The organism is Pseudomonas sp. P4_B4 (assembly GCF_056402255.1).
The window spans coordinates 1-529 of the sequence record NZ_JBFUHS010000093.1 but is presented as its reverse complement, the minus strand read 5'-3'; the positions used below and the strand labels follow the sequence as shown (position 1 = coordinate 529).

Genomic DNA, 529 nt, shown 5'->3' with positions numbered 1-529 from the left:
CTATAATTCGCCCCACTTCCGGCGCAGTCGAAACGGAAAACTCCTTGGTAAACAAAGAGTTACGCAGTTTTCGGCAGCAGGTTGCTTCAGGTCATCGAAGCCAAAACGAAGTTGAAAAAGAGGTGTTGACAGCAGCGTGTAACGCTGTAGAATTCGCCTCCCGCTGACGAGAGATCTGAAGCGCAAGTGGTTGAAGTTACAAAGGAAACTTGGAAAACTTCTGAAAAATACCACTTGACAGCAAATGAGGCTGCTGTAGAATGCGCGCCTCGGTTGAGACGAAAGATCTTAACCAACCGCTCTTTAACAACTGAATCAAGCAATTCGTGTGGGTGCTTGTGGAGTCAGACTGCTAGTCAACAGATTATCAGCATCACAAGTTACTCCGCGAGAAATCAAAGATGTAACCAACGATTGCTGAGCCAAGTTTAGGGTTTTCTCAAAACCCAAAGATGTTTGAACTGAAGAGTTTGATCATGGCTCAGATTGAACGCTGGCGGCAGGCCTAACACATGCAAGTCGAGCGGAT

1 rRNA gene is annotated in these 529 nt (G+C 46.5%); it reads left to right on the top strand.

Going from position 1 to position 529, the window contains the following annotated elements:
• Positions 1 to 458 precede the first annotated feature (458 nt).
• Positions 459 to 529, top strand: a 16S ribosomal RNA gene (locus AC1DVE_RS31210); the annotation flags it as partial.